We start from the raw sequence: 25,934 nt of genomic DNA on the forward strand, positions 1-25,934 counted from the left end.
GTCGGCGTCGCGCCCACCGGCGCCTCGTTCGAGTCACCGAGTACGCCGTCTACGAGGTCCATGACGGCCGCTGCGTCCACATGGCGGCGATCCACGATGCCGCGTCGGTGCGGCAGCAGCTGGAAAAGTAACAAGCGACGTCCGGGACCGGGCTCCGAAGGCCATCGATGGAGCTCGGAAGGCGATCGATGGGGCTCGGAATGCCAATGATGGAGCTCCGAATCCCACCGATGGCACTTTGAGCCTGATCGATGGAGCAAAAAGCAGCCATGGGATGGCACGTCGAGCGCGATCGATGGGCGTCTGGGCTCGATCGATGGCGCGCGGAATGCCATCGATGGCACATTGAGCCTCATCGATGGAGCAAAAAGCGCCATGCGATGGCACATCGCGCCCGATCGATGGGGCTCCAGGCTCGATCGCCGGTGCGCAACGCTCGATCGATGGAGCTCGGCGCTCGATCCACGGAGCTTGGGGCCCGAGCGATGGAGCTCCGAATGCCATCTGCGGAGCCCGACAACGCGTGAGAGGCGATCCGAGCGCCTCACTCACACTAGCAGGGGCGGCCCGGGTACGTCTCAGGCGCGGCGTTTGCGCGCGCGGCTGCGGCCGGCGGGTTTGGCGGGGTCTGCGGAGGCGGGCGTCAGCGCAGCGACGTGGGCCTGCAGGCGTTCCAGCGACGACAGCGTGTCGGCGTAGGCGATGAAGTGCTGCAGATAGCCGGGCGACACCTCGCGCATGACATGCAGCGCACGGTGGACCAGCATGCCCGAGTTGAGCGGACCGGCATCGGCGGGCACGTCGTCGAGCGAGGCGCGCAGCTGGCTGTCGGTACGCACCTGCGTCCACACGCGGCGGGCTTCCTCCAGCACGGCCGGTGCCTGGCCGACCGGCGTATCGGCGTGCGCGCCCGTCGCCTGCACGGGAACGCGATCCTGCAACGCGGTCACCAGCGCACGCAGTGCGCCGCCATCGGACGTCGTCTGCGGCGACCGCGGTGTCCAGCCGGCGAGATCGCTGGCGTAGGCCGCGACCAGCGTGGCCAGGCGCGCGTCCAGCAGCCGGCGGGCCGCGCCTTCATGCGCATGCGCACGCGTCGCCAGCGCATCGAGGAAGGCGAAGCGCACGGGATCCATGCGCTCGGCGCCGCGCATGCGCCAGGCCTGCAGCTGCGCGGCGACGGGCAGGGCGTCGCCGTCCATCAGGGCGTGGCCTCGCGCTTGGCGGGCCGCGGGATCGGCGCGATCTCGACGCGGCGGTTGCGCGCGCGGCCGTCCTCGCTGTCGTTCGCGCTGACCGGCTGTTCGGCGCCGAACGCCGCCGCGAACACCGACGATGACGGCACGCCATCGGCGATCAGCGTGCGGGTGACGGTCAGCGAGCGCTGCGCGGACAGTTCCCAGTTGTCGGCGAACTGGCGGTTGTTGCCGCTGACCTGGCGGTCGTCGGTGAAACCGCTGACCATCAGGATCTCGTCGCGCGTGCGCAGGTAGCCGGCCAGCGGCGCGGCCAGGCCCTTCAGCAACTCGCGGCCCTCCGGCTGCAACTGGTCGGAGTTCAGCGCGAACAGCACGTTGCCGCGAATGCCGATGCGGCCGTCCACGATCGTCACCCGGCCGGCGGCCAGCGGTTCGGCCAGCGCCTCTTCCAGCGCCTTGCGTTGCTGCGCTTCCAGTTCGCGCCGTTTCACTTCCTCGTCCAGCCGCTGCGACAGCTGCGCCTGCACGGCGATCACGCCGACCAGCACCAGCACGAAGGCGCCAAGCAGCACCGACATCAGGTCGCCGAAGCTCGCCCAGACGGGCGCACCAAGGTCGGTGTCGTCTCCGGTCTCGACGCTCACGCGGCTTCCGCCGGCTGCGCGCCGCCCAGCTGCTGCAGGTCGTGGGTGATCTGCCGCTGCGCGGACAGGCTGAGGTCGATGACCTCGCGCGCCTGCGCCACGTAATACGCGAGCTGGTCATCGCTGCGCGCCAGCGAGCGGTCGAGCGCGCCTTCGATGCCCTGCAGGCGCTCCAGCAGTGCCTCGTTCGACTGGCCGAACGCATGCACCGCGGTGCCGAGCGCATCGCCGAGGCTGGCGACTTCGGTGGCGCCGGCGGCGACCTGTGCGGCGATGCCGCCGAGCTTGCCGGTCTCGGCTTCGACGTGGTCGGTGAAACGGGTGCCGACGCGGTCGAGCAGGTCGGCCGACGTGGCGACCAGCGCATCGATGGCGCCGCGCTGCTCGGTCGAAGCGTGGTTCACCGCATCGAGCAGGGTCTGCAGCGTGCCCATCAGCTGGTTGCGCTCCTCCAGCATGGTGGTGTCGCGGACCATGCTGTCGGAGAGCTTCTGCCGCAGTTCGGCGATGACGTCGGCGGCCGCGCGCGGCGCTTCCGAGGCGACCTGCACGAGTTGCGAGATCTCGGCGATGGTCTGCGCGGCATGCGCCTGCGCCTGGCTGGTGATGTCCTGCGCGCTGCGGGCGAGGGCGTCGCAGATCTCCTGCTGCAGCTGCGCAGTGCGCGCGCCGGCCTGCTCCCACTGGGTCTGCAGGGTGGCGCCGGTCGCGGCCAGCCTTTCGGCCCAGGCCGCGAGACGCTGTTCGTCCTGCGTGGCAAGCGCCTGCTGGACATCGGTGTGCGAGGCGGCGATCGCGTCGAGCAGCGTGGTCGCGTGGCGCTGCACGTCGGCGGCGGTGGCGGCCAGGGCCTGTTCGTTGCGCGCGGCGACGCCGGCATGGCTGGCGTCCTGGCGCGACAGGACCTGGTCCCAGCGTTCGCTCAGCGCCGACGCGTTGTCTTCCATGCGCGACGCGACCGTGTCGACCAGCGTGGTCGAACGCTGCTCAAAGGCGGTGGCGAGGCGATCGGCCAGCGCCTGCATGTCCGACGACAGATTGCCATTCGATTGCCGCTGTTGCTCGAGCGCGGTGGCCCAGCTGGCCGCGGCCGCGGTGGTGGCGGCGCCGAAGCCGGCGCTCAGGCCCTCCAGCTGGCGCTGCACGGCCCCGGTGACCGTGGCCTGCATCGCGGCGCTTTCGCGGGCGAGCCCGGCGAGGGTGGCTTCGGTCGACGGTTGCAGGGCGGCAACGACGGCCCGCGCGCTCGCATCGACACCGGTCTTCAGCACGTTCTCCAGCACGCCGGCCAACTGCGCCTGCGCGGCTTCGCTGCGCTCATGGAAGGCGCTCTGGCTGGCCACCAGCCGTTCGCCGGCGGCGGCGTTCTGCGTTTCGATCGACGCCACCATCGCCTGCAGGCGTTCGACCAGGTCCGGCATCAACGCGGCCTGCTGCTGCAGCAGGCGGAAGGATTCCTCGCGCTGGAACGCCTGCGAATGCATGTGCAGCGAGCTGCCGATCTCGGCGTCCAGCGCATGCACGACCTCGGCGCGCTCGCGCCGGCACAGCGCCGCCAGCAGACCCAGCACCGCCGACGTGGCCACGCCCGCGATCGAGGTGCCGAAGGCGAAGCCCAGGCCCTTCACCGGCGCGGCCAGCGAGCCGCGGATCGCGTCGATGTCGGTGGCGCTTTCCAGCGCCAGGCCGGTGCCGCGCAGCGTGACCATCATGCCGAGCAGGGTGCCGAGCATGCCCAGCAGCACCAGCAGGCCGACCACGTACGGCGTCAGCGCCGGCGCGGGCAGGGCGACGCGGCCGCCCTCGATCCGCTGGCGCACCGACGGGCGCAGGCTGGCGTGCAACGACGACAGCCACGCCGACAGTCCGTCCCTGGCGGCGGACGTATCCGCGAGCGCAGAGGCCAGCGAGGCGGTGGCCTGGCGATAGCGGTGCAGCTCGACCGCACCGGCGACGTAGCAGGCGGCGATCACCAGGGTGACCACCACGCCCAGCGCGTGCGTGCCGACGTAGCCCACGCCGATCCAGGTGACGATGGCGAGGCCCAGCAGGAACAGGGGCGCGAGGAAGACGTGTCGGTTCATGGTGTTCCGGAAGCAGGTGAAGAACGAAGCGCGGCGAGCAGCGCGTCGATGGGATGGAAGCGGACCTCGAGCTCGGCGAGCAATACGTCCTGCAGGTCGCGGCGGAAGGGGCCGAGCCAGGCGTCGTCGGCAGCGTCGGCGTTGGCCTGCTTCAACCGCTCGAAGTGCTGGCCGAGCAGGGCGGGCGTGGCGGCCAGCAGCGATTGCTCGCGCGGACTGAGCGTCATTTCCACGACCGCATCGACCTCGGCCAGGCGCGCCTGCTCGGCCGAGCCTTTCGCCAGCGCGTCGCGCAGCCGGCCACGCAGCTGACCGGTGGACGCCTGCATGGCGCGCTGCAGGTCCAGGCATTTCCGCCGGAACGGCGCGAAGTCGGCCTCGGCCGCGCTGCCGGCGGCGTCCGGACGCGTGATCGCCGCCACCAGGGTCGCGCGCGCACGGACGCACGCCGCTTCGTCGGCGGCGGGATCGGACGGCGTACCGGCGGACGGGGTGGAGTCGAGTGCCCGGGACAGCGCGACGGCGCGGTTCCAGTCGAGCCACTGGCCCAGCCGGTCGGACAGGCCGGGCCCCGAGGGAGGCAGCTCGACCTCGCCCAGCCGCGCGAGGCGCCGGACGAAGGCGGGGGCCGAGACGGCCGCCCGGGAATGCGGTAATGCCACGCTGACGCTCAAAAAAGACGGCGATTTTACAGGATGCGCCAAGCCGGCTGGCCGGATTCAGGTCCAGCCTGAGACGAGCACGGAAAAGCGGAAAAGAAAAAGCCGGAACCTCGCGGTTCCGGCTTCTCTTCAAGATGGTGGAGGTGGGGGGAATTGAACCCCCGTCCGAAGGCACGCCATCCCCGGTACTACATGCTTAGCGCTCCGTTAGGTCTCGTTCCCCGACAGCACGGCGCGCAAAGCGCATCCGGGAACCAGCCTGTTTTGGTTAAGCCATGACTGACAGGCAGCCGTCACAGCCGGTTCCGTGATAATGACCCTACACCGACGAGCACGGGCACAAGTGGGTTCGGGGCTTACGCCTTAAGCGGCGAGAGCGTAGTTGTCGTCGTTGGCAACTAGAGTTTTGCCGCTGGATTTACGAGGAAAGCTGCCCCCTCGGCATGCACCAGGTAATTTTGCAACCCCCGTCGAAGCCAGTGCACCCCCGGGAGTCAGAAACAACCTGACAAAGGCAAGTGTAGGGGTGAGCATCCTGCTTCACAAGGCACGAGGGCGCGGGTATTCAGCCTTCGCATCATTGAAGCCGGCTGTGGGAGCGACGTAAGTCGCGATCGGGCCAGCCGGACGCCCTTTTCGCGACTTACGTCGCTCCCACAGCCACACCAGGCTTCACGCGTCCTTGTTGTGCCGGCGCATCACGCGCGACTTCTCGCGCGCCCAGTCGCGGTCCTTCTCGGTAGCGCGCTTGTCGTGGGTCTGCTTGCCCTTGGCCAGCGCCACCTCGGCCTTCACCTTGTTGCCCTTCCAGTACAGCGAAGTAGGCACCAGTGTGTAGCCGTCGCGTTCGACCTTGCCGATCAGGCTGTCGATCTCGTTCCGGTGCAGCAGCAGCTTGCGGGTGCGACGGTCGTCGGTCACCACGTGGCTGGAGGCCTGGATCAGCGGGGTGATCTGCGCGCCGAACAGGAAGATCTCGCCATGGCGGACGATCGCGTAGGCCTCGGTGATGTTGGCGCGGCCGGCGCGGATGGCCTTGAGCTCCCAGCCCTGCAGGGCGAGGCCCGCCTCGTAGCGCTCTTCGAAGTGGTATTCGTGCCGCGCGCGCTTGTTCAGCGCGATCGTGCCCGTTGCTTTATTCTTGTCCGGTTTCTTTGCCATCCGTCCTATTGTCGCCGAAGGCGGAACCCTACGCGAGCCACATGCATACGATCCGCCGCAGCGCCCTGGTCGAACACTCGGCCACCCGGATGTTCGACCTGGTCAACGACGTGGCGGCGTACCCGCGCCGGTTCGACTGGTGCAGCGCCGCCGAGCTGATCGAACAGGGCGAGGACAGGCTGGTCGCCCGGCTGGACCTGGGGCTGGGCTCGCTGCGCACCTGGTTCACCACCGAGAACGCGCTGGACCGTCCGCACCGCATCGACATGAACCTGGTCGATGGGCCGTTCCGCAAGCTGCACGGCCGCTGGGACTTCCACGCACTAGACGAGTCGGCCTGCAAGGTCACGCTGACGCTGGAGTTCGAGCCGTCCAGCCGGCTGTTGGCGCCCGCGATGGCGCTGGGCTTCCAGGGGCTGGCGGACCGCATGGTCGACGACTTCGTGCGCGCGGCCGACCGTGGGGAATGACATGCGGGTGGAGGTGATCCGTGCGTGGCCGCACCGCTTCGATTCGGTGCTACTGGACCTGCGGGAGGGCGCGACCGTGGCCGAAGCGCTGGCGGCCAGCGGCTATGACGAGGATGGCGCGGCGGTCGCGGTGCATGGCGTGAATGCCACGCCCGATACGGTGCTGAACGAAGGCGACCGCGTGGAAGTGCTGCGGCCCTTGCTGCTCGATCCCAAGGAAGCGCGCCGGCGTCGGGCGCGCGGTTGAGCGCTTAGCGGCGGCGGCCGCCCTTCTTCTTTTCCTTGGCGAGGTTCGGACCGAACTTGCGCACGTCGCGCGACAGTTGCAGGTCGGCCTCGGGGAAATACTCGCCTTCCCAGCTGGCCAGCACGCCGCCGTTGAAGATCAGCGTGAGGTTCTTGATCTCGGTGGTGCCGCGGCGGTTGGTGCGGTTGCTCGCGGTGTAGTCCCAGCGGTCGGCGTGGAAGGGGTCCGCGATCGACGGACTGCCCAGCAACGACTGCACCTGCTGCTTGCTCTGGCCTGCCTGCAGCTGGTCCACGGCCGTCTTCTCGATCAGGTTGCCCTGGTAGATCGGCTGCTTGTAGAGGATGCCGCAGCCAGCGGTGGCGGAAGCGAGGACGGCAACCAGCAGGAATTTGCGCATTGGGACAGATACGGTGGGAAACCGGGCCGATGATACACTTCCACGCACCGCCGCAACCGAGCTTCAGGCAGCTGGCGCTAAACCGAGAGTGAACGGAGACGCCATGGAATCGCAGGACCTTCGCAAAGTCGGCCTCAAGGTCACCCACCCGCGGATGCGCATCCTGGAGTTGCTGGAGCAGAAGAACCACCAGCACCACTTCAGCGCGGAAGACATCTATCGCCAGTTGCTCGACCACGGCGACGAGATCGGCCTGGCGACCGTCTACCGCGTGCTGACCCAGTTCGAGGCCGCGGGTCTGGTGCTGAAGCACAACTTCGAGGGCGGCCAGGCCGTCTACGAACTGGACCGCGGCGGCCACCACGACCACATGGTCGACGTGGACACCGGCAAGATCATCGAATTCGAAAGCGCCGAGATCGAGAAGCTGCAGCGCGAGATCGCCGCCCAGCATGGCTACATCCTGGAAGAGCACTCGCTGGTGCTCTACGTGCGCAAGAAGCGCTGACATCCGAGGGGCTGTGGGAGCGACGTCAATCGCGACGTCGCATCACCGGCTCGGCATCGCGACTTGCGTCGCCCCCACAGGAAAGTCGGATAGGCGTCAGACCGCGTTCGCGAGCAGCCGCTTGGCCGCAGCGTGGGCTTCCTTGCTGACTTCCACGCCACCGAGCATGCGGGCGAGTTCCTCTTCCCGCTGTTTCGCGCCGAGCTTTTCGACCGCGCTCTGGGTCATGCCGTCCACCGGCGCCTTGCTGACCCGGTAGTGGGCGTGACCCTGCGCGGCGACCTGCGGCAGATGGGTGACGCACAGGACCTGCCGCTCGGCACCGAGCGCGCGCAGCTTCTGGCCGACGATCTCGGCCACTGCGCCGCCGATGCCGGTGTCCACCTCGTCGAAGACCATCGTGGGCACGGCGTCCAGGCCGAGCGCGGCGACTTCGATGGCCAGCGAGATGCGGGCCAGTTCGCCGCCCGAGGCGACCTTGCGCAACGCGCGCGGCGGCTGGCCGGCGTTGGCGGAGACCAGGAACTCGACGCGTTCGGCGCCGGTGGGGTCCGGGCGGTCGCCGTCCTGCGGCTCCAGTTCGATCTCGAAGCGGCCCCCGCCCATGCCCAGCTCGGCGATCAGCGCGGTCGTGGTGTCGCCCAGCGCCTTGGCCGCACGCTGGCGGGTGCGCGTCAGCGCGCCGGCCTCATCGCGCCACTGCGACTTGGCGGTGGCGATCTCGCCGTTGAGCACGAGCAGGCGCTCGCCGGCGCCGCGCAGCGAGTCCAGCTCGGCGGCCAGGCGGTCGTGCTGTTCCTGCAGGCCATCGAGCGGCACGCGGTGCTTGCGCGCGAGGTCGTGCACGCGGGCGAGCTTGCGTTCCAGCGCGTCGAACTGCACCGGTTCGGCGTCGAGGTCGTCGCGCACCTGGCCGAGCAGGGACAGGGCCTCCTCGACCTGGATCGCCGCGCCGTCCAGCAGCGCGTCCACGTCGCGCAGGCGCGGTTCGTGTTCCGCCTGCCGGGCGAGATCGGCCCGGACCTGCTGCAGTTGCCGCGTCAGCGAGGGCGTGTCGTCGCCGGCGAGCTGCCCCAGCGCCGCATCGCAGGCCTGGATCAGGCCGCTCGCATGCGCCTGCCGGCGGTGGCTGGCCACCAGCGCCTCAAGCGCGGCAGGAGCGAGGTCCTCGCGCTGTAGCTCCGCCAGTTGGTGTTCCAGGTAGTTGATCCGGTCGGATACGTCGCCTTGGCCGGAGAGCTGTTCGCGTTCGCGCAGCAGCGCGGTCCAGCGGCGGGCCGCCTCGCGGACGGCGGCGCGCTCGCCGTCGTTGCGGGCGAAGGCATCGAGCAGGTCCAGCTGGCTGTTGCGTGCCAGCAGGGCCTGGTGCTCGTGCTGGCCGTGGATTTCCACCAGCCGGCCGGCCAGTTCGGCCAGTTGCGACAGCGTCACGCTGCGGCCGTTGATCCAGGCGCGCGAGCCGCCATCGGCGCGGATCACCCGGCGCAGCTGGCATTGGCCGTCGTCGTCCAGTTCGTTGTCGGCCAGCCAGGCCTGCGCGGGCGATCCGGCGGCGGCGGAGAACTCGGCGGACAGTTCGGCGCGTTCGGCGCCGTGGCGCACCACGGCACTGTCGGCGCGCAGGCCGGACAGGAAGCCCAGGGCGTCCACCAGCAATGACTTGCCGGCGCCGGTTTCACCGGAAATGACGGTCATGCCGTCGCCGAATTCCAGTTCGGCGGCGCGGACCACGGCGAAATCCTTCAGGGCGAGATGTCTGAGCATGCGGCGGATTGTAAGCGCAGCCGGCTCACCGCCTGAGACACCCTGGGCCGGCTTGCAAAGGCGAGGGCGCGACGCTATCTAGCTGTCATGAACACGCCGTCGCCCCCGCTGGATCCGCGCGCCCGCCAGCTGCTGCGCACGCTGATCTCGCGTTACATCCACGACGGCGAGCCGGTGGGGTCGCAGACACTGGCCCGGCACGCCGGGCTGGAGGTCAGTCCGGCGACCATCCGCAACATCCTGTCGGAGCTGGAAGAGGTCGGGCTGCTGAGTTCGCCCCACACCTCGGCCGGCCGTATCCCGACAGCGCAAGGTTACCGGGTGTTCGTCGACAGCCTGGTGCAGGTGAAATCGCTGGGCGACGGCGAAGTCGCGCGCCTGCGCGCCGAACTGTCGACCGGCGCCGGCACCCAGGCGTTGCTGGGCAACGCCTCCGAGCTGCTGTCGGCGATGACCCACTTCGTCGGCGTGGTCAGCGTGCCGCGCCGGGAGCAGTTCGCCTTCCGTTACATCGACTTCGTGCCGCTGGACGGGCAGCGGGTGATGGCGATCCTGGTGTTCGCCGACAACGACGTGCAGAACCGCGTCATCGAGACGCGGCGCCCGTACGAGCGCTCCGAGCTCGAGCGCATTTCCAATTACCTGAACACCCAGTTCGCCGGCCGGCCGCTGTCCGAGATCCGCGCCAACCTGCTGCGCGACCTGCGCCGGGCGCAGACCGAAATGGAAGGGCTGCTGGCCGAGTCCATCGAACTGGCCGAGCAGGCGCTGACACCGCCCGGCGACGACGTGGTGTTGGCCGGACAGACCCGGCTGATGGGCGTGCAGGAGCTGTCCGACCTGGAACGGCTGCGTGACCTGTTCGAGGCATTCGCCCGCAAGCGCGAGATCCTGCAGCTGCTGGAGCGCACGATCCGCGCGCCAGGCGTGCGTATCTTCATCGGCGAGGACACCGGGCTGGCGCCGCACGACGGCGTGTCGGTGGTCACCGCGCCGTACATGGCGGGCGGGCAGGTGCTGGGCGTGCTGGGGGTGATCGGACCCACGCGCATGGCCTACGACCGGGTGATTCCGGTGGTGCAGGCGGCGGCCGATGTGCTGGGAGCGGCCTTGAATCCCGAATCCACGGCCCCATAGGTTCCCGGGTTGGGCGGCCGGACCTGCCGCCAGGGAACCGAAATGAACGAACAGCACGAACACGACCTTCCCCCGGGCCCGTCGCCCGAGGCTTCCGAGACCGATGCGGCCCTGCTGGCCGAACTGGAAACGCTGCGCAACGAGCTGGACCAGCTGCGCGCCGCCACGCTGCTGGAGCGCGCCGACCTGGAAAACCAGCGCAAGCGCGTGGCCCGCGACATCGAGCAGGCCCGCAAGTTCGCCAATGAGCGCCTGCTCGGCGACCTGCTGCCGGTGTTCGACAGCCTGGACGCCGGCCTGGCCGCTGCGGGTACGGACCCCAGTCCGCTGAAAGACGGCCTGGAGCTGACCTTCAAGCAGTTGTTGAAGGTCGCCGGGGACAACGGCCTGACCCTGGTCGATCCGACCGGCCAAGCCTTCGATCCGGAGCACCACCAGGCCATCAGCCAGGCCGACGCCCCCGGTGCGGCCCCCGGCAGCGTGGTGCAGGTGTTCCAGAAGGGCTACGTGCTCAACGGCCGCCTGCTGCGCCCGGCGCTGGTCGTGGTCGCGAAGCACGACTGAACACCCTCGCGATGGCGCTTGAACCGCGTCATCGCATCCCTATATCGGGACCATCCACCCGGCCGATCGCCGGGTCCAACATCAGCATTCGCTAGGGAGTGAGATCCATCATGGGCAAGATCATCGGCATCGACCTGGGCACGACGAACTCGTGCGTGGCGATCATGGACGGCGGCAAGGCCCGCGTCATCGAAAATTCGGAAGGCGACCGCACCACGCCCTCCATCGTCGCCTACACCAAGGACGGCGAAGTACTGGTCGGTGCTTCGGCCAAGCGCCAGGCCGTGACCAACCCGAAGAACACCTTCTACGCGGTGAAGCGCCTGATCGGCCGCAAGTTCACCGACGCCGAAGTGAAGAAGGACCTGGACCTGGTGCCGTACGGCATCGTCGCGCACGACAACGGCGACGCCTGGGTGCAGACCAGCGACGGCAAGAAGATGGCGCCGCAGGAAATCTCCGCGCGTGTACTGGAAAAGATGAAGAAGACGGCCGAAGCCTTCCTGGGCGAAACCGTCACCGAAGCCGTCATTACCGTGCCGGCCTACTTCAACGACAGCCAGCGCCAGGCGACCAAGGACGCCGGCAAGATCGCCGGCCTCGACGTCAAGCGCATCATCAACGAACCCACCGCCGCCGCGCTGGCCTACGGCCTGGACAAGGGCGAGGGTGGTTCGGACCGCAAGATCGTGGTCTACGACCTGGGCGGCGGCACGTTCGACGTGTCGATCATCGAGATCGCCAACGTCGACGGCGAGAAGCAGTTCGAAGTGCTGGCGACCAACGGCGACACCTTCCTGGGCGGCGAAGACTTCGACAAGCGCGTCATCGACTACCTCGTCGAGGAGTTCCAGAAGGACCAGGGCATCGACCTGCGCAAGGATCCGCTGGCCCTGCAGCGCCTGAAGGACGCCGCCGAGCGCGCCAAGATCGAGCTGTCCAGCTCGCAGCAGACCGAAGTGAACCTGCCGTACGTGACGGCCGACGCCTCGGGCCCGAAGCACCTCAACATCAAGCTGACCCGCGCCAAGCTGGAAGCGCTGGTCGAAGACCTGGTGAAGAAGACCATCGAGCCGTGCCGCATCGCGCTGAACGATGCCGGCCTGCGCGCCAGCGACATCGGCGAAGTCATCCTGGTCGGTGGCCAGACCCGCATGCCGAAAGTGCAGCAGGCGGTGGCCGAGTTCTTCGGCAAGGAGCCGCGCAAGGACGTCAATCCCGACGAGGCCGTGGCGCTGGGCGCCGCGATCCAGGGCGGCGTGCTGGCCGGCGACGTCAAGGACGTGCTGCTGCTCGACGTGACCCCGCTGTCGCTGGGCATCGAGACGCTGGGCGGCGTGTTCACCAAGATCATCGAGAAGAACACCACCATCCCGACCAAGGCCTCGCAGACCTTCTCCACCGCCGAGGACAACCAGTCCGCGGTGACGGTGCACGTGCTGCAGGGCGAGCGCGAGCAGGCCCGCTTCAACAAGTCGCTGGCCAAGTTCGACCTGGCCGGCATCGAGCCGGCGCCGCGCGGCATGCCGCAGGTCGAGGTGTCCTTCGACATCGACGCCAACGGCATCCTGCACGTCAGCGCCAAGGACAAGAAGACCAACAAGGAACAGAAGGTCGAGATCAAGGCCGGTTCGGGCCTGTCCGAGGACGAGATCGCGCGCATGGTCGCCGACGCCGAAGCGCACCGCGAGGACGACAAGAAGTTCCAGGAGCTGGTGCAGGCGCGCAACCACGCCGACGGCCTGCTGCACGCCACCCGCACGGCCATCGCCGAGCACGGCAGCAAGGTGGGTGGTGACGTGATCGGCCGCGTGGAAGCGGCCATTGCCGAGCTCGACACCGCGATGAAGGGCGACGACAAGACGCAGATCGAGGCCAAGGCCAAGGCGCTGGAAGAGGCGGGCCAGTCGCTGTACGCGGCGGCGTCGGCGGACCAGGGCGGTGCCGGCGGCCCGTCGGGTGGCGCGTCCGCGCCGGCCGACGACGTGGTCGACGCGGAGTTCACCGAAGTGAAGGACGACAAGAAGTAATCCCGGCCCACGGGATGCGGCGGACGGGAGACGTGGCCTGCCACGGCCTCCCGTTTTGCCATCCGGCGACTACGCGAGACCAGCCTGACCACACATGAGCAAGCGCGATTACTACGAAGTCCTGGGCGTGGCCCGCGACGCCAGTGACGAAGACCTGAAGAAGGCCTATCGCCGCTGTGCGATGAAGCATCACCCGGACCGCAATCCGGGCGACGCGGCCGCGGAAGCGGCCTTCAAGGAATGCAAGGAAGCCTACGAAGTGCTGTCGGACGGCGCCAAGCGCCGCACCTACGACGCGCATGGCCATGCCGCGTTCGAACACGGCATGGGCGGTGGCGGTCCGGGTGGCCCCGACATGGGCGACATCTTCGGCGACATCTTCGGCAATATCTTCGGTGGCGGCGGTGCCCGCGCCGCGCGCCGCGGCGCCGACGTCGGTTACGTGATGGAGCTGGACCTGGAAGAGGCCGTCGCCGGCATCGAGAAGCGCATCGAGATTCCGTCGCTGGTGGGCTGCGAGCCCTGCAACGGTTCCGGTTCCGCGGACGGCAAGGTCGAGACCTGCGGTACCTGCGGCGGGCGCGGCAACGTCCGCATGCAGCGCGGCATCTTCGCCATGCAGCAGGCGTGCCCGGCGTGTGGCGGCCGCGGCCAGACCATCAAGAATCCCTGCACCGCGTGCCACGGCGCCGGTCGCGTGGAGGAAGAGAAGGTCCTGTCGGTCAAGATCCCGGCCGGCGTGGACAACGGCGACCGCATCCGCCTGACCGGCGAGGGCGAAGCCGGTCCGCCGGGTACGCCGCCGGGCGACCTGTACGTGGAAGTGCGCGTGCGCGAGCACGAGATCTTCCAGCGCGATGGCGACGACCTGCACTGCGAAGTGCCGATCCGTATCTCGCAGGCGGCGCTGGGCGACACCATACGCGTGCCGACCCTGAAGGGCGAAGCGGAAATCCGTATCCCGGCCGAAACCCAGACCGGCAAGCTGTTCCGCCTGCGCGGCAAGGGCGTCAAGTCCGTACGCAGCCGCAGCGAAGGCGACCTGTACTGCCGCGTCGTAGTCGAAACGCCGGTGAACCTGACCAACGAGCAGCGCGAGCTGCTGGAAAAGTTCGAAGCCACCTTCGTCGGCGACGAGGCGCGCAAGCACTCGCCGAAGTCGGCCACGTTCCTCGATGGCGTCAAGGGATTCTGGGACCGCATGACGTCCTGAGGGTCCGCGATGCCGGCATGCTTCTAGAATAGGGCTCCTTCGAGGAGCCCTCTTCGTGTCCGCACCCCTCATCGGTATCGTCGGCAGCGCCGGCGCCTATGGCCGCTGGCTGCAGCAGTTCTTCCGCGCGCGGATGGGACTGGAGGTCATCGGCCATGATCCGGCCGATGCGTCTTCCGCCAGCGAGTCGGAGCTGGTGCGCCGCGCGGATGTGCTGGTGTTTTCCGCGCCGATCCGCCACACCGTGTCGGTGATCTGGCACTACGCTGCCCTGGCGGGCGGCAGCGAGGCCGGCAAACTGTAGCTGGACGTCACCTCGATCAAGTCGCTGCCGGTGGAGGCGATGCTGCGCACCCGTGCGGAGGTGGTCGGCCTGCACCCGATGACGGCGCCGCCGAAGGCGCCGACGCTGAAGGGCAGGGTGATGGTGGTCAGCGAAGCGCGGCTGGATCGGTGGCGCACCTGGCTGGATGTGTTCCTGGTCGCGCTGGAGGCCGAGTGCGTGCAGGCATCGCCCGAGCAGCATGACCGGGTCATGGCGCTGGTGCAGGCGATGGTGCATGCGACGCACCTGGCGCAGGCCGGCGTATTGCGCAGCCAGGCCGCACACGTCGGTGACCTGGCCGCGGTGATGCCGTTCCGGTCGGCTTCGTTCGAGATGGATGCCGCCGTCATCGCCCGCATCCTGTCGCTGAATCCGGCGATCTACGAAGACATCCAGTTCGGCAATCCGCATGCGGGCGAGATTCTGCATGCGCTGGGGCAGCAGATCGGCCGCATGGCGTCGCTCGTCGGCGAGGGCAGCGACGCATCCCGCGCCGCGTTCCGCGACGAGTTCCTGCACGGCAATCGCGAGGCCATCGGAACGACGTCGCTGGCCGACGGCAACTACAGCTACGAAAGGATCGGCTACCTGCTCGCCGATCTGGCGGCGGGACAGTCCATCAGCGTGCACTTGCCGGACGACCGCCCCGGCGCGCTGCGGACCTTGCTGCACATCTTCGAGCGGCATGCCGTGAGCCTGTCGTCGATCCACTCCTCGCGCACACCCGAGGGAGAAGTGCACTTTCGCATCGGCTTCGACGAAGCGGATCCCGCGGCCCTGCGGCGGACTCTCGACGACATCGCCCGGCAGGGGTTGGGCCGTGTCATCCCATAGCGGGTGTTAGCGATTCTGGACAACCTTCCAGTCAGTAAATCTGTTACTCGACAACGGTGAGACGAGAGGCCTAGCATCGGAGCCGATGGGGCGGCGCCTGAGTTCCTTGTCCTCATCACCATCTGCAAGGAGCGAGGGGAGATGGCCCGTAACAACAAGCTGGTGTCGCTTTCTTCGGCCCGCGCACGCCCGACGGCACTGGCCGACGAAGATGCGGTCGCGCTGCTGACGAAGATCGTCGCGGCGCAGAGTGAGATCGCCGCAGCCGGCCCTGAGCCGCAGGACGTGGTCGACGCCATCACCCATCGCGCCCAGGAACTGACGCGGTCCTCCGGCGCCGTGCTCGAGATCCGCGATGGCGAGATGATGCGCTACTGGTCGGCCAGCGGCATCGCACGCGGCCAGGTCGGCATGGCGCTGCCCGTCCAGGGCAGTCTGTCCGGACGCTGCATCAGCGAAGGCCGCGTGATGCGCTGCGACGACAGCGAAGCCGACCCGCGCGTCAACCGCGACGCCTGCCGCACCGTCGGCTTGCGCTCGATGCTGGTGGCGCCGCTGAACTTCCGCAACCAGACCGTGGGCGTGCTCAAGGTCATCTCGGCGTTCCCGTCGGCCTACCAGGAAGCGGATTGCCGCACACTGGAGCAACTCAGCACACTGGTCGCCGCGAGCCTCTACAAGGCGATCGAGCATGCACAGATGCGCGCGGCGCTCGAGACGCGCAAAGGGCAGGGCGCACGCGACAGGCAAGACGCGAGTGAGGTGCGGGCGCGCATCGAGGAGGTGCTCGGGGGACCGGGACTGGCGTCCGCGCTGCAGCCGGTCGTGCGCATCGATAACGGGGCGGTGGTCGGCTATGAGGCGCTGGCCCGCTTCCCCGTGGAGTACGACCTGTCGACCTCCCGCTGGTTCGAGGATGCCGCGCGTCACGGCATGAGCGTCCCGCTGGAGCTGGCGGCGGTGGAAGCGGGGCTGGCACGGCTGCAGCATGTGCCGGATGGCGCCTATCTGGCGCTCAACGTGTCGCCCGAAACCGCGTGCAGCGACAGATTGCACGCGCTGCTCGCGGAACATGCAACGCATCGTCTGGTGCTGGAGATCACCGAGCACACGGCGGTAGAAGACTACGACCGGCTCAATAATTGCCTGTCCGCCCTGCAGGCGCTGGGGATCCGTATCGCGGTAGATGATACGGGCGCCGGTTTCGCCAGCCTGCGTCACGTGCTGCGGCTGGCCCCGGACATCATCAAACTCGACTTCACGCTAGTGCGTGAGATCGATCAGCGCCCCCGCGTACAGGCATTGATCGCGGCATTGCTGGCGTTTGCGCAAGGCACTCGCGCGGAGCTGATCGCTGAAGGCGTCGAAACCGAAGAGCAGTTGCAGACGCTCAAGGCGCTCGGCGTGCCGTTCGCGCAGGGCTATTACCTGGGCAAGCCGCAGATGCCGTGAGTGGCGGCCCGACGGGTGGTCGCGCGGCTGCTTGCCGGCGGCTACCATGCGGCCATGAACGCCCTCCGTCTCCTCATCCATGGTGCGTCCGGCCGCATGGGCCAGGCGCTGCTCCGTCTTGCGGCAGAACAGCCCGATCGCTACCAGATCGCCGCCGCGGTGACGCGCCGTACGCCATCGCCACGCGTGGTGGATGGGGTGCCTTACTTCGCCGCCACTGAGCTGGCGGGCGTGCCGGCGTTCGACGTCGCCATCGATTTCAGCCTGCCCGAGGGCTTCGACCCGATCCTGGCGCTGTGCGTCGAGCGGAGCGCTCCGCTGGTGTCGGGCACCACCGGTATCTCCGAAAGCCAGATGGCGGCGGTGACGCGGGCGGCCACCGCCATCCCGCTGGTATGGGCGACGAACTTCAGCCTGGGCGTCGCCGTGCTGGCCGAGCTGGTGGAACGCGCGGCCGCGGCGCTGCCGGGCTGGGACGTGGATGTCGTCGAATCGCATCACGTGCACAAGAAGGACGCGCCCTCCGGCACGGCGCTGACGCTGGGGCAGGCAGCGGGCAGTGTGGGCGCGCAGGTGCACTACGCCAGCCTGCGCGCCGGCGACATCGTCGGCGAGCACACCGTGCAGTTCACCGGGCTCGGCGAGCGCGTCGAACTGGTCCACCGGGCGACCCACCGCGACGTGTTCGCCCGTGGCGCGCTGCACGTGGCCTCGAAGCTGGCCGATCGTCCGCCCGGCAGCTATCGCGTGCGCGATCTGCTGGATTGACGTCGCCGTAAAACCTGAACACGCGCGCCGCCTGCGGTCTGCCAATGGTCTGGCGGGGAAAAAAACGGTGGCGCTGAACAGGCCATCCCCGTACAATTCGCCCTCGCCTGTTACCCATCGCCACGGACCGGATAGAAGCCGCGTTCGCGGTTTCTTGCAGCCGCAAGACGGTGGGGCAGGGTTCCTTCACCCCAAGGCGAACCCCGTGACACGACCCGCAATTCTCGTACTCGAAGACGGCACCGTATTCGAGGGCGAATCCGTAGGCGCAGACGGCCTTTCGGTCGGCGAAGTGGTGTTCAACACCGCAATGACCGGTTACCAGGAAATCCTGACCGACCCGTCGTATGCCCGCCAGCTCGTCACCCTGACCTATCCCCATATCGGCAACACCGGCTGCACCGACCAGGACGACGAAGCCGCCAAGGTGTGGTGCGCCGGCCTGATCGTGCGCGACGTGCCGCGCCGTCCCAGCAGCTGGCGCAACCAGCAGGCCCTGCCGGAGTGGTTGTCCACGCGCGGTATCGTGGCCATCGCCGGCATCGACACCCGCAAGCTGACCCGCATCCTGCGCGAGCGCGGCGCCCAGAACGGCGCGCTGATGGCCGGCGACGGCCTCGATGTCGAGCAGGCGCTCGAAGCCGCGCGCAAGTTCCCCGGCCTGAAGGGCATGGACCTGGCCAAGGTGGTGACCACCGACACGCCGTATCCGTGGCGCGATGGCCAGCTCGACCTGGACCGCAATGCCTTCGTGCAGGCGCCGGCGAAATTCAAGGTCGTGGCCTACGACTTCGGCGTGAAGCACAACATCCTGCGCATGCTCGCCGAGCGCGGTTGCGACGTCACCGTGGTGCCCGCGCAGACCAGCGCGGCCGACGTGCTGGCCCTGCAGCCGGATGGCGTGTTCCTGTCCAACGGCCCGGGCGATCCGGCGCCGTGCGACTACGCCATCACCGCCATCCGCGAATTCATCGCGAAGAAGATCCCGACCTTCGGCATCTGCCTGGGTCACCAGCTGCTGGCGCTCGCCGCCGGCGCGCAGACGATGAAGATGGGTCACGGCCACCACGGTGCGAACCACCCGGTGCAGGACCTCGACAGCGGCCGCGTGATGATCACCTCGCAGAACCACGGCTTCGCCGTCGATGAAGCCTCGCTGCCGGCGAATGTGCGCGTCATCCACCGCTCGCTGTTCGACGGCACCAACCAGGGCATCGAACTGACCGACGCGCCGGCGTTCTCGTTCCAGGGACATCCGGAAGCCTCGCCGGGCCCGCATGACGTGGCGCCGCTGTTCGACCGGTTCGTCGCTTCGATGGGCGCCCGCTGATGCGCCTGCAGCGCAGGTGGGTGGCGGTTGCGCTGGCGCTGTGCGTCGGCACCGCGCAGGCCGCACCATCGGATGACCGCCAGATCGATGCGCTGACCGACGCCATCGTCGGCCTGCTGCCGCTGGGCGACGTCATGGAGAAGGCGGCCGCCGAAGATCCGACGTGGCCCCTGCAGGGCAAGGCGGATGCGGTGTCGGCCGACCAGCTGGCCTGCCTGCGCCGCGAACTGTCGGTGGATGGCTTCCGTCGCTACAAGCGCGAGGAAGTCGCGCGCTACGCCGACGAGCACGGCAAGCGCCTTGCCGACGACACGCGCGTGGTGAAGGAAGCCGGCCCACTGTTCTCCAAACTGATGCAGGCCGGTGTCGAGGCCAAGCAGGACGGCGAAAGCGTCGATGCGGCTGCGCTGATGCGCGACGCCTCGCCCGACCAGTTGCTGGCGATGGTCACGTTCGCGCGCGACCCGAAGTACCGCGACCTGCGCGCACTGGTCGGCCTGGGCGAATCGCTGGGCGAGAACAAGGACGACGACCGCGCGTCCGGCGAGATGCTCGCCGTCAAGGCCATGTTCCATGGTTTCAAGTTGTGCGACATCTCGCCTGCCACGCTGATGTAAGGCAGGCCCGACGCGACCATGTGTTGCCGGTCATCGTGCCTTCGGGCACGGGCGCCGGCGAAAGCCTGCAGGCGGCGCATGCCGCGGCGGCTCCCACTTCCGGAAAGTAGATTCCCATGCCAAAGCGCAACGACCTCAAGACCATCCTCATCATCGGCGCGGGCCCGATCGTCATCGGCCAGGCCTGCGAGTTCGACTACTCCGGCGCGCAGGCCTGCAAGGCGCTGCGCGAAGAGGGATACCGGGTGGTGCTGGTCAACAGCAACCCCGCCACCATCATGACCGACCCGGAAATGGCGGACGCGGTCTACATCGAGCCGATCAACTGGCAGACGGTCGAGAAGATCATCGCCAAGGAGAAGCCCGACGCGCTGCTGCCGACGATGGGCGGCCAGACCGCGCTGAACTGCGCGCTGGACCTGGCCGACAACGGCGTGCTGGAGAAGTACAACGTCGAACTGATCGGCGCCAAGCGCGACGCCATCCGCATGGCGGAAGACCGCGAGCTGTTCCGCGTGGCGATGGGCGAGATCGGCCTGGAATGCCCGAAGGCCGCCGTCGCCCACACGCTGGAGGAGGCGCTGGAGATCCAGGCCCGCGTCGGCTATCCCACCATCATCCGTCCCAGCTTCACCCTGGGCGGCAGCGGCGGCGGCATCGCCTACAACCGGGAGGAACTGGTCGACATCGTCACCCGTGGCCTGGAACTGTCGCCGACCACCGAAGTGCTGGTGGAAGAGTCGGTGCTGGGCTGGAAGGAATTCGAGATGGAAGTGGTCCGCGACACCGCGGACAACTGCATCATCGTCTGCTCGATCGAGAACCTCGACCCGATGGGCGTGCACACCGGCGACAGCATCACCGTCGCGCCGGCGCAGACGCTGACCGACAAGGAATACCAGCGCCTGCGCGATGCCTCCATCGCCGTGCTGCGCAAGATCGGCGTGGATACCGGCGGCTCGAACGTGCAGTTCGGCATCAATGCGCAGACCGGCCGCGTGGTCGTCATCGAGATGAACCCGCGCGTGTCGCGTTCGTCGGCGCTGGCGTCCAAGGCGACCGGCTTCCCGATCGCCAAGGTCGCCGCCAAGCTGGCCGTGGGCTATACGCTGGATGAGCTGAAGAACGAGATCACCGGCGGCCTGACCCCGGCCTCGTTCGAGCCGGCGATCGACTACGTGGTCACCAAGATTCCGCGCTTCGCGTTCGAGAAGTTCCCGCAGGCCGATGCCCGCCTGACCACCCAGATGAAGTCGGTGGGCGAGGTGATGGCGATGGGCCGTACCTTCCAGGAGTCGCTGCAGAAGGCGCTTCGTGGGCTGGAAACCGGCAAGGTGGGCCTGGACCCTACCGGCTTGGACCTGGCCGACGAGGACGATCTGGCCACGCTGCGCCGCGAACTGAAGGCGCCGGGCCCGGAGCGCCTGTTCTACGTCGCCGATGCGTTCCGCGCCGGCATGAGCGTCGAACAGGTGCACGCGCTGTCGTTCATCGACCCGTGGTTCCTCGACCAGATGGAAGAAATCATCGCGGCGGAACAGCAGCTTGCCACCGATGGTCTGGGCTCGCTGGACAAGGCGCGCATGCGCAAGCTGAAGCGCATGGGCTTCTCCGATGCGCGCCTGGCGCAGCTGGCGAACACCAATGAAACCGCCGTGCGCGTGCTGCGCAAGGCATTGGGCGTGAAGCCGGTCTACAAGCGCGTCGATTCCTGCGCGGCCGAATTCGCCACCAGCACCGCCTACCTGTATTCGACCTATGAGGACGAGTGCGAGGCGCAGCCGACCCACCGCGACAAGATCATGATCCTCGGCGGCGGTCCCAACCGCATCGGCCAGGGCATCGAGTTCGATTACTGCTGCGTGCACGCGGCGCTGGCGCTGCGCGAGGACGGGTTCGAGACCATCATGGTCAACTGCAACCCGGAAACCGTCTCCACCGACTACGACACCTCCGACCGCCTGTACTTCGAGCCGCTGACGCTGGAGGACGTGCTCGAGATCGTCGAACTGGAACAGCCGAAGGGCGTCATCGTGCAGTACGGCGGGCAGACGCCGCTGAAGCTGGCGCGTGCGCTGGAAGCCAATGGCGTGCCGGTCATCGGCACCAGCCCGGATTCCATCGACCTGGCCGAGGACCGCGAGCGCTTCCAGCAGCTGGTCGACACGCTCGGCCTGAAACAGCCGCCGAACCGCATCGCCCGCAACGACCAGGAAGCGCTGCTGCTGGCGCGCGAGATCGGCTATCCGTTGGTCGTGCGTCCGTCGTACGTGCTGGGTGGCCGTGCGATGGAGATCGTCTACGGCGAATCCGACCTGGCGCGCTACGTGCGCGACGCGGTCAAGGTGTCCAACGATTCGCCGGTGCTGCTGGACCGCTTCCTCGACAACGCGGTCGAGGTGGACGTCGACATCATCGCCGACGCCGAAGGCAACGTGCTGATCGGCGGCGTGATGGAGCACATCGAGGAGGCCGGCGTGCACTCGGGCGACTCGTCATGCTCGCTGCCGCCGTACTCGCTGTCGGCGAAGACGCAGGACGAACTGCGCCGCCAGGTAGTCGAACTGGCCAAGGCGCTGAAGGTGGTCGGACTGATGAACACCCAGTTCGCGATCCAGGCCGGCGAGGATGGCAGCGACGACATCGTCTACCTGCTGGAAGTGAACCCGCGCGCCTCGCGCACGGTGCCGTTCGTGTCCAAGGCCACCGGCATGCCGCTGGCCAAGATCGCCGCCCGCTGCATGGCCGGCAAGACGCTGGCCGGGCAGGGTGCCACGAAGGAGATCGTGCCGGACTACTACTCGGTCAAGGAAGCGATCTTCCCGTTCGCCAAGTTCCAGGGCGTGGATCCGATCCTCGGCCCGGAGATGCGCTCCACCGGCGAGGTGATGGGCGTGGGCCGCAGCTTCGGCGCGGCGATGGCGCGCGCGCAGGAGGCCGGCGGCATCAAGGCGCCGCCGGTGGGCAAGGTGTTCATCTCGGTGCGCGATCCCGACAAGCAGCGCGTGCTGCCGGTGGCGCAGGAGCTGGTCGCCCGCGGCTACAGCATCGTCGCCACCGCGGGCACGGCCGGCTGGTTGCGTGAGCACGGTATCGCCTGCGAGCAGATCAACAAGGTGCTGGAAGGCCGTCCGCATGTGGTCGACCTGATCAAGAACGGCGAAATCGTGTATATCGTCAACACGACGGAAGGACGCCAGGCGATCGCCGACTCCTTCTCCATCCGGCGCGAGGCCCTGCAGCACCGCGTCACCTATTCGACCACCGTCGCCGGCGCCAAGGCGCTGGTGCATTCGCTGGAATACCGCGGCACGGGCCCGGTGCTGGCGTTGCAGGAACTGCACAAGGAGCTTCAAGGGTGAGAGCCCCATTGACCATGCAAGGCGCGCAGCGACTGCGCCAGGAACTGGATCTGCTGAAGACGGTCAAGCGTCCCGAGGTGATCACCGCCATCGCCGAAGCGCGTGCGCACGGTGACCTGAAGGAGAACGCCGAGTACCACGCCGCGCGCGAGCAGCAGGGTTTCATCGAAGGCCGCATCAAGCAGTTGGAGGGCGAGCTGTCGCACTCCGAGATCATCGACGTCAGCAAGCTCAACGCCGGTTCGCGCATCGTGTTCGGCGCCAAGGTGGTGCTGGCCGACGTGGATACGGACGAGGAAAAGCGCTACCAGATCGTCGGCGACCTCGAAGCCGACATCAAGCTGGGCCTGATCGCGATCTCCTCGCCGCTGGCCCGCGCCCTGATCGGCAAGCACGAGGGCGACAGCGTCACCATCGATGCGCCCGCCGGCCAGCGCGAGTACGAAATCGTCAGCGTTTCCTACGCCGACTGACGGACCGATGGCCCAGGCCACCCTGCTGCTGCCCGCGCGTACCCGACTGGTCGGTCAAGTGCTGCCGCCCGACATCGCCAAGGCGCTTGGGCGCGCAGACCGGACCGATGGCGAAGCTGGCGAGCGTGCGCAGCTGCGTCGCCAGTTCCAGCTGGTGCCCGACCATTGGCCGGTGGCCGCGCTGACGCGGCAACGCGACGCGCGCGATGCGGCCGGTGCGATGTGGCTGCGCGCCGATCCGGCGCGGGTGTCGCCCGACATGACCGGTGCCCGCATGCTGGCCTATGGCGAGGCACTGGCACTCACCGATGAGGACACGACCCAGCTGCTGCCGGTGCTGAAGCCGCTGTTCGGCGACGCCGGCATGCTGCTCGACGCGCCGCATCCTGCGCGCTGGTACCTGCGCCTGCCGGTCGAGGCAAAGCTGCCGGCGTTCGCACCGGCCAGCGATGTGCTGGGCGACGATCTGTTCGCCCATCTGCCGGAAGGCGATGCCGGGCGGCGCTGGCGCGCCCTGCTCAGTGAAGCGCAGGTGCTGCTGCATAACCACCCCTGGAACGCGCAGCGCACGGCGCAGGGCAAGCCGCCGGTGAACTCGCTGTGGTTCTGGGGCGGAGGCGTGCTGCCGGATGCCGTGCGCACCGGCTTCCGCCAAGTCAAGGGCAACGATGTGCTGCTGCAGTCGCTGGCGCAGGTGGCCGGCGTCGAGGCCGTGCACGCCAATGGCGAAGGCGGGGTGGACGCGCTGATCGATCTGCGCCATCTGCGCAACCTGGATCTGCTGTGCAGCGATGCGTTGCAGCCGCTGCTCGACGCGCTGCGCAAGCGCGAACTCGACGCGCTCAACCTCGATTTCGAGGACGGCGCGCTGTTCTCGCTGCGCCGCGAACAGCGCTGGCGCCTGTGGCGCGGCCCGCTGCAGCGGCTGGATACGGTGCGCCCGGACCACGTTCCGGCATGACGTCGTCCCCGCGGATCCGCCGCCGCGCCGTCGTCGCGGACGGGCAATGGCCGGACAGCGTGCCGCCCCTGCTGCGCCGGATCTACGAAGCGCGCGGTGCCCTGTCGATCGACCAGGCACAGCCGCGGCTGGCGCAGTTGCTGCCACCGGATTCGCTGGGTGGGCTCGACGAGGCGACCGCGCTGCTGGCCGATGCGATCGCGCAGGACCGCCACATCGTCATCGTCGGCGATTTCGACTGCGATGGCGCCACGGCCTGCGCGGTCGGCGTGCGCGGCCTGTGCCTGCTGGGCGCGACGCGGGTCACGCCGGCTGTGCCCAACCGCATGGTCCACGGCTACGGGCTATCGCCCTCGCTGGTGGACGAACTGGCCGCGCTGCAGCCCGACATGCTGGTTACGGTGGACCATGGCATCGCCTGCCATGCCGGCATCGCGGCGGCGAAGGCGCGTGGCTGGCAGGTGCTCGTTACCGACCACCATCTGCCCGGCGATCGCTTGCCGCCGGCCGACGTCATCGTCAATCCCAACCTGCGCGGCGATCCGTTCCCCAGCAAGATGCTGGCCGGCGTCGGCGTGATGTTCTACGTGCTGCTCGCACTGCGTCGCGTGCTGCGTGAGCGCGGTGCGTTCGCGGGAGCGGAGCCGGATCTCTCCACGCTGCTGGACCTGGTCGCGATCGGCACCGTCGCCGATCTCGTGCCGCTGGACGCCAACAACCGCGCCCTGGTCGGCGCCGGCCTGCGCCGCCTGCGCGCAGGGCAGGGATGCGCCGGCCTGCAGGCGCTGATCCGCGTGGCGGGTCGCGAGCAGGCGCGCCTGACGGCCGCCGACATCGGCTTCGCCATCGCCCCGCGCCTGAACGCGGCCGGGCGGCTGGAAGACATGGCGCTCGGCATCGCCTGCCTGCTGACCGACGACGCCACCCAGGCCGAGGAGATGGCGCGCACGCTGGACGGCATCAACGCCGAGCGGCGCGGCGTGCAGCAGCAGATGGTCGACGAGGCGCAGGTGGCATTGACCCGTATCGACAGCGGCGACGGCGCGCCGGTGCCGTTGGCGCCATGCCTGTTCGATCCGGAATGGCATCCTGGCGTGGTCGGCCTGGTCGCCTCCAAGATCAAGGAGCGGCTGCACCGGCCGGTGATCGCGTTCGCGCCGGCCGAGCCGGGCAGCACCACGTTGCGCGGTTCGGCGCGTTCCATTCCGGGCTTCCATATCCGCGATGCGCTGGCGGCGATCGACGCCCTGCATCCCGGCCTCATGCAGCGCTTCGGCGGCCATGCCATGGCCGCGGGACTGTCGCTGGACGAAAGCGCGCTGCCCGAGTTCCGTGCGGCGTTCCACCGGCACGCGGCGGCGATGCTCGACGACGATCTGTTGCGCGAAGAAGTCCTGAGCGATGGCGAACTGGCGTCCGGCGAACTCGACCGCGCGCATGCCGACGTGCTCCGCAGCGCCGGGCCGTGGGGGCAGGGCTTCCCCGAGCCGCTGTTCGACGGCGTATTCGACGTGCTGGACTGGCGCGTGGTCGGCGAGAAGCACCTGAAGTTCTCGCTGCTGGCCACGGGCCATGCCACGCCGTTGAACGCCATCCACTTCAACGGCTGGCACGACGTGCCGCCGCCTGCACGCATCCATGCGGCCTATCAGCTGGACACCGACGACTGGCGCGACCGTCGCGGCATCCAGTTGCTGCTGCGGCATTGGCAGGCGGCGGACTGAGTTCA

Annotated in this window: 22 protein-coding genes, 1 other RNA gene and 1 pseudogene; 16 read left to right on the forward strand and 8 right to left on the reverse strand. The window is 68.6% G+C overall.

The genetic code is table 11. The annotated features are described in order from the left end of the window. Positions 1-578 precede the first annotated feature (578 nt). The 6 genes from AC04MD_RS04150 to smpB all read right to left on the reverse strand — a co-directional run bounded on the left by AC04MD_RS04150 (position 579) and on the right by smpB (position 5,750). Positions 579-1,202, reverse strand: a complete 624-nt coding sequence (locus AC04MD_RS04150) for a DUF2894 domain-containing protein (protein WP_475496050.1) — start codon at positions 1,200-1,202, stop codon at positions 579-581. Continuing rightward, complete coding sequence (locus AC04MD_RS04155) at positions 1,202-1,843, reverse strand: OmpA family protein (protein WP_475496051.1); 642 nt, start codon at positions 1,841-1,843, stop codon at positions 1,202-1,204. The genes AC04MD_RS04150 and AC04MD_RS04155 overlap by 1 nt, the downstream gene beginning before the upstream one ends. Further along, positions 1,840-3,927: a DUF802 domain-containing protein gene (locus AC04MD_RS04160; RefSeq protein WP_475496052.1), complete on the reverse strand. Its 2,088-nt coding sequence runs from the start codon at positions 3,925-3,927 to the stop codon at positions 1,840-1,842. Before AC04MD_RS04160 ends, AC04MD_RS04155 begins: the two co-directional genes overlap by 4 nt. Continuing rightward, a complete protein-coding gene (locus tag AC04MD_RS04165; protein ID WP_475496053.1) occupies positions 3,924-4,601 on the reverse strand; it encodes a DUF3348 domain-containing protein in 678 nt (225 codons plus the stop codon). Before AC04MD_RS04165 ends, AC04MD_RS04160 begins: the two co-directional genes overlap by 4 nt. 123 nt (positions 4,602-4,724) lie before the next feature. Then, positions 4,725-5,078: a transfer-messenger RNA gene (gene ssrA / locus AC04MD_RS04170) on the reverse strand. A gap of 183 nt (positions 5,079-5,261) precedes the next feature. After that, complete coding sequence (gene smpB / locus AC04MD_RS04175) at positions 5,262-5,750, reverse strand: SsrA-binding protein SmpB (RefSeq protein ID WP_475496054.1); 489 nt, start codon at positions 5,748-5,750, stop codon at positions 5,262-5,264. Between the two features lie 41 nt (positions 5,751-5,791). Here smpB and AC04MD_RS04180 point away from each other — a divergent pair, with 41 nt between their 5' ends. Continuing rightward, entirely contained in the window at positions 5,792-6,220 is a 429-nt protein-coding gene (locus AC04MD_RS04180) for a type II toxin-antitoxin system RatA family toxin (protein ID WP_475496055.1), read from the forward strand. Between the two features lies 1 nt (position 6,221). Beyond that, on the forward strand, positions 6,222-6,467 hold the full coding sequence (locus AC04MD_RS04185) for an RnfH family protein (RefSeq protein ID WP_475496056.1): 246 nt from the start codon (positions 6,222-6,224) through the stop codon (positions 6,465-6,467). A 4-nt stretch (positions 6,468-6,471) separates the two neighbouring features. Here the strand turns inward: AC04MD_RS04185 and AC04MD_RS04190 are convergent, their stop codons facing one another. Continuing rightward, a complete protein-coding gene (locus tag AC04MD_RS04190; RefSeq protein ID WP_475496057.1) occupies positions 6,472-6,867 on the reverse strand; it encodes an outer membrane protein assembly factor BamE in 396 nt (131 codons plus the stop codon). A 103-nt stretch (positions 6,868-6,970) separates the two neighbouring features. On the opposite strand from AC04MD_RS04190, the gene fur reads away from it, so the two are divergent. After that, on the forward strand, positions 6,971-7,375 hold the full coding sequence (fur, locus tag AC04MD_RS04195; protein WP_475496058.1) for a ferric iron uptake transcriptional regulator: 405 nt from the start codon (positions 6,971-6,973) through the stop codon (positions 7,373-7,375). A 96-nt stretch (positions 7,376-7,471) separates the two neighbouring features. Here the strand turns inward: fur and recN are convergent, their stop codons facing one another. After that, the gene (gene recN / locus AC04MD_RS04200; protein ID WP_475496059.1) at positions 7,472-9,139 is read right to left on the reverse strand and encodes a DNA repair protein RecN; all 1,668 of its coding nucleotides are present in this window, start codon (positions 9,137-9,139) and stop codon (positions 7,472-7,474) included. An 87-nt stretch (positions 9,140-9,226) separates the two neighbouring features. On the opposite strand from recN, the gene hrcA reads away from it, so the two are divergent. The 13 genes and pseudogenes from hrcA (at position 9,227) to recJ (ending at position 25,929) form a co-directional block, all read left to right on the forward strand. Then, entirely contained in the window at positions 9,227-10,276 is a 1,050-nt protein-coding gene (hrcA, locus tag AC04MD_RS04205; RefSeq protein ID WP_475496060.1) for a heat-inducible transcriptional repressor HrcA, read from the forward strand. Between the two features lie 42 nt (positions 10,277-10,318). Continuing rightward, positions 10,319-10,840: a nucleotide exchange factor GrpE gene (grpE, locus tag AC04MD_RS04210; protein ID WP_475496061.1), complete on the forward strand. Its 522-nt coding sequence runs from the start codon at positions 10,319-10,321 to the stop codon at positions 10,838-10,840. 110 nt (positions 10,841-10,950) lie between these two features. Continuing rightward, positions 10,951-12,870, forward strand: coding sequence for a molecular chaperone DnaK (dnaK, locus tag AC04MD_RS04215; protein ID WP_475496062.1), 1,920 nt, complete (start codon positions 10,951-10,953; stop codon positions 12,868-12,870). 94 nt (positions 12,871-12,964) lie between these two features. Then, complete coding sequence (gene dnaJ, locus AC04MD_RS04220) at positions 12,965-14,083, forward strand: molecular chaperone DnaJ (protein WP_475496063.1); 1,119 nt, start codon at positions 12,965-12,967, stop codon at positions 14,081-14,083. A 55-nt stretch (positions 14,084-14,138) separates the two neighbouring features. Next, positions 14,139-15,242, forward strand: a pseudogene (locus AC04MD_RS04225) (prephenate dehydrogenase). Between the two features lie 141 nt (positions 15,243-15,383). Beyond that, positions 15,384-16,694: a sensor domain-containing phosphodiesterase gene (locus AC04MD_RS04230; RefSeq protein ID WP_475496064.1), complete on the forward strand. Its 1,311-nt coding sequence runs from the start codon at positions 15,384-15,386 to the stop codon at positions 16,692-16,694. Positions 16,695-16,748: 54 nt separating this feature from the next. After that, positions 16,749-17,462 (forward strand): 4-hydroxy-tetrahydrodipicolinate reductase, encoded by a 714-nt coding sequence (dapB, locus tag AC04MD_RS04235; protein WP_475496065.1) that lies wholly within the window; start codon positions 16,749-16,751, stop codon positions 17,460-17,462. Positions 17,463-17,667: 205 nt separating this feature from the next. Continuing rightward, positions 17,668-18,792, forward strand: a complete 1,125-nt coding sequence (gene carA / locus AC04MD_RS04240) for a glutamine-hydrolyzing carbamoyl-phosphate synthase small subunit (protein ID WP_475496066.1) — start codon at positions 17,668-17,670, stop codon at positions 18,790-18,792. Next, positions 18,792-19,409, forward strand: a complete 618-nt coding sequence (locus tag AC04MD_RS04245; RefSeq protein WP_475496067.1) for a hypothetical protein — start codon at positions 18,792-18,794, stop codon at positions 19,407-19,409. Before carA ends, AC04MD_RS04245 begins: the two co-directional genes overlap by 1 nt. A 116-nt stretch (positions 19,410-19,525) precedes the next feature. Next, positions 19,526-22,771: a carbamoyl-phosphate synthase large subunit gene (gene carB, locus AC04MD_RS04250; RefSeq protein WP_475496068.1), complete on the forward strand. Its 3,246-nt coding sequence runs from the start codon at positions 19,526-19,528 to the stop codon at positions 22,769-22,771. 8 nt (positions 22,772-22,779) lie between these two features. Next, positions 22,780-23,244, forward strand: coding sequence for a transcription elongation factor GreA (greA, locus tag AC04MD_RS04255; protein WP_192271214.1), 465 nt, complete (start codon positions 22,780-22,782; stop codon positions 23,242-23,244). Positions 23,245-23,251: 7 nt separating this feature from the next. Beyond that, a complete protein-coding gene (locus tag AC04MD_RS04260) occupies positions 23,252-24,205 on the forward strand; it encodes a phosphoglycerate mutase (protein WP_475496069.1) in 954 nt (317 codons plus the stop codon). Then, on the forward strand, positions 24,202-25,929 hold the full coding sequence (gene recJ / locus AC04MD_RS04265) for a single-stranded-DNA-specific exonuclease RecJ (protein ID WP_475496070.1): 1,728 nt from the start codon (positions 24,202-24,204) through the stop codon (positions 25,927-25,929). The genes AC04MD_RS04260 and recJ overlap by 4 nt, the downstream gene beginning before the upstream one ends. Positions 25,930-25,934: the final 5 nt, after the last annotated feature.

The organism is Pseudoxanthomonas sp. LjRoot206 (assembly GCF_056175725.1).

Bases quoted from the DNA above. Each gene is read 5' to 3' on its own strand.
- recJ (WP_475496070.1), top strand. From the start codon at position 24,202: ATGACGTCGTCCCCGCGGATCCGCCGCCGCGCCGTCGTCGCGGACGGG.
- AC04MD_RS04230 (WP_475496064.1), top strand. From the start codon at position 15,384: ATGGCCCGTAACAACAAGCTGGTGTCGCTTTCTTCGGCCCGCGCACGC.
- hrcA (WP_475496060.1), top strand. From the start codon at position 9,227: ATGAACACGCCGTCGCCCCCGCTGGATCCGCGCGCCCGCCAGCTGCTG.
- AC04MD_RS04160 (WP_475496052.1), bottom strand. From the start codon at position 3,927: ATGAACCGACACGTCTTCCTCGCGCCCCTGTTCCTGCTGGGCCTCGCC.
- grpE (WP_475496061.1), top strand. From the start codon at position 10,319: ATGAACGAACAGCACGAACACGACCTTCCCCCGGGCCCGTCGCCCGAG.
- AC04MD_RS04180 (WP_475496055.1), top strand. From the start codon at position 5,792: ATGCATACGATCCGCCGCAGCGCCCTGGTCGAACACTCGGCCACCCGG.
- AC04MD_RS04245 (WP_475496067.1), top strand. From the start codon at position 18,792: ATGCGCCTGCAGCGCAGGTGGGTGGCGGTTGCGCTGGCGCTGTGCGTC.
- AC04MD_RS04260 (WP_475496069.1), top strand. From the start codon at position 23,252: ATGGCCCAGGCCACCCTGCTGCTGCCCGCGCGTACCCGACTGGTCGGT.
- dnaK (WP_475496062.1), top strand. From the start codon at position 10,951: ATGGGCAAGATCATCGGCATCGACCTGGGCACGACGAACTCGTGCGTG.
- AC04MD_RS04185 (WP_475496056.1), top strand. From the start codon at position 6,222: ATGCGGGTGGAGGTGATCCGTGCGTGGCCGCACCGCTTCGATTCGGTG.
- recN (WP_475496059.1), bottom strand. From the start codon at position 9,139: ATGCTCAGACATCTCGCCCTGAAGGATTTCGCCGTGGTCCGCGCCGCC.
- AC04MD_RS04190 (WP_475496057.1), bottom strand. From the start codon at position 6,867: ATGCGCAAATTCCTGCTGGTTGCCGTCCTCGCTTCCGCCACCGCTGGC.
- fur (WP_475496058.1), top strand. From the start codon at position 6,971: ATGGAATCGCAGGACCTTCGCAAAGTCGGCCTCAAGGTCACCCACCCG.
- smpB (WP_475496054.1), bottom strand. From the start codon at position 5,750: ATGGCAAAGAAACCGGACAAGAATAAAGCAACGGGCACGATCGCGCTG.
- AC04MD_RS04150 (WP_475496050.1), bottom strand. From the start codon at position 1,202: ATGGACGGCGACGCCCTGCCCGTCGCCGCGCAGCTGCAGGCCTGGCGC.
- dnaJ (WP_475496063.1), top strand. From the start codon at position 12,965: ATGAGCAAGCGCGATTACTACGAAGTCCTGGGCGTGGCCCGCGACGCC.
- carB (WP_475496068.1), top strand. From the start codon at position 19,526: ATGCCAAAGCGCAACGACCTCAAGACCATCCTCATCATCGGCGCGGGC.
- dapB (WP_475496065.1), top strand. From the start codon at position 16,749: ATGAACGCCCTCCGTCTCCTCATCCATGGTGCGTCCGGCCGCATGGGC.